Source organism: Ruminococcus sp. (assembly GCF_045129435.1).
Classification (GTDB): domain Bacteria; phylum Bacillota; class Clostridia; order Oscillospirales; family Acutalibacteraceae; genus Ruminococcoides.
This window is the reverse complement of the sequence record NZ_JBGVJL010000125.1, coordinates 1-2,344: the sequence shown is the minus strand read 5'-3', so window position 1 is coordinate 2,344 and position 2,344 is coordinate 1. Positions and strand designations below refer to the sequence as shown.

Below are 2,344 nucleotides of genomic sequence, written 5' to 3'. Positions count from 1 at the left end.
ATAGAAAAAACGCCTGCCCTTAAAAAACGAATGTGCGGACGGGCCAATTCCGAGGTACTCGCCACATTCCCAGTAGCTTGAGTTGTGTCGGCTTTCGTAGCCTTTTTTTGCGAAATTAGAAATTTCATATTGCAGGTAGCCGTATTTCTCAAGCAGCTTTACAGTATATAAATAAAGTTCAGCCTGCTCGTCATCACTCGGAAGATTAAGTTTAGACTCAATCTGAGCAAACTTTGTGTTTTCTTCAATCTTTAATATATAAGATGAAATGTGAGTAACTTCACAGCTCGCACAAAAGTCTATCGACTCTTTCAGACTTTCCTTTGTCTGCAAGGGAATACCCGTCATAAGGTCGAGTGAAATGTTTGTAAATCCCGCACTTTTTGCAAGTTCCACAGTGTGCCTTGCGTCCTCGGCGGTGTGTATTCTGCCAAGCTTTTTAAGCTCACTTGGCACAGCACTTTGCATACCGATAGATAAACGGTTAAAGCCTGCATTTTTCATTGCCGAAAAGTCAAGCTTTTTTCCGCTGTCGGGGTTTACCTCAACCGTTATTTCAGCGTCGCTTTCAAGTGTGAAGTCAGACTTGACGCTGTTGAGAATATCGCATAGCCTTTCCACACCCAGCACACTTGGAGTTCCGCCGCCAATATAAACAGTCTTGACCGTACCGTCAAACTGAGTTCTCCAGTATTTTAATTTTTCTTTTAAAGAAATAACATAATCATCATATTCATTTTCGCCTGCCCTTGTGCTGTAAAAATCGCAGTAGGGGCATTTGCTTTTGCAAAAGGGAATATGCAGATAAAGTCCGATAGAATTGCTCATAATAATCACCGTAAAAGAATTTGAGGCAGAAGTAAAAACTTCTGCCCCGATTTGGAAGGTATATGAAAAAATAGGAAAAAACAACATTAATGAATTACCTTCATTAACTATATATTACAATAAAATTACAAATTTGTCAAGCTTTTGTAGGAATTTATTTTTTAATACATTTTTTATCGATGTAAATCAAATATTTTCCCTTGTTTTATTGACATACCTATAGAAAAAATAGTAAAATATAGTATTATAGAAAAGTATGTATTAATGCTTCCGAAAGGATTGAAAATATGAGTTCATATAATGAAGAAATCAGCAAGCGTCGTACCTTTGCGATTATTTCGCACCCTGACGCAGGTAAAACCACACTCACAGAAAAGCTCCTTTTATACGGCGGAGCAATCAACCTTGCCGGCTCTGTAAAGGGCAAGCGTACCGCAAAACACGCAGTTTCCGACTGGATGGAAATTGAGAAACAGCGTGGTATTTCCGTTACCTCATCAGTTTTGCAGTTCAAGTATAACGGCTACTGCATCAACATTCTCGATACACCGGGACATCAGGACTTCTCAGAGGATACCTACCGTACACTTATGGCGGCTGACTCAGCGGTAATGGTAATTGACGGTTCAAAGGGTGTTGAGCGACAGACAATCAAGCTTTTTAAAGTTTGCGTAATGCGTCACATTCCGATTATTACCTTTATCAATAAAATGGATAGAGATGCGAAAAATCCGTTTGATTTGCTTGAGGATATTGAAAATGTTCTCGGTATTCACACCTGCCCTGTAAACTGGCCTATCGGCTCAGGTAAGGAATTTAAGGGTGTGTATGACAGAAATTCAAAGAAAATTCTTGCATTCACAGCAAACAACGGTCAAAAAGAAGTTGAGAAAAACGAGATTTCTCTTGATGACCCAAGCATTGACGATGTTATAGGAATGTATCACAGACAGGATTTGTTTGATGATATTGAGCTTCTTGACGGTGCAGGCGACGACTTCGACCTTGAGGCAGTGCGAAAGGGTGAGCTTACACCTGTATTCTTTGGTTCTGCTCTTACAAACTTCGGTGTAGAGCCGTTCCTTGAGCAGTTCCTTAAAATTACCACTTCACCGCTTGCAAGAGAAACCGTTGAGGGCGTTGTTGAGCCAATGTCCGATTACTTCTCGGCATTTGTGTTTAAAATTCATGCAAATATTAACAAGGCACACCGTGACAGAGTTGCATTTATGCGAATTTGCAGTGGCAAGTTTGAGAAAAATATGGAGGTATATCACCTGCAGGGCAACAAAAAAATGCGTCTTTCACAGCCACAGCAGATTATGGCACAGGAGCGTGAAATTGTTGAGGAGGCATACGCAGGCGACATCATCGGTGTGTTTGACCCTGGCATTTTCTCAATAGGCGACACAATCTGCACACCCGGCAAGAAAATTCAGTTTAAGGGTATTCCAACCTTTGCACCTGAGCATTTCGCACTTGTCCGTCAGAAAGATACTATGAAGCGTAAGCAGTT

2 protein-coding genes are annotated in these 2,344 nt (G+C 40.7%); one reads left to right on the top strand and one right to left on the bottom strand.

Annotated features, from left to right (window positions below):
- Positions 1–828, bottom strand: an 828-nt coding sequence (gene hemW, locus ACJMMI_RS06240; RefSeq protein WP_405354345.1) for a radical SAM family heme chaperone HemW, incomplete at its 3' end; no start/stop codon positions are given.
- A 287-nt stretch (positions 829–1,115) separates the two neighbouring features.
- Between hemW and ACJMMI_RS06235 the strand changes: the two genes are divergently transcribed.
- Positions 1,116–2,344: peptide chain release factor 3 (locus tag ACJMMI_RS06235; protein WP_405354344.1), on the top strand; the 1,229-nt coding region annotated here is incomplete at its 3' end.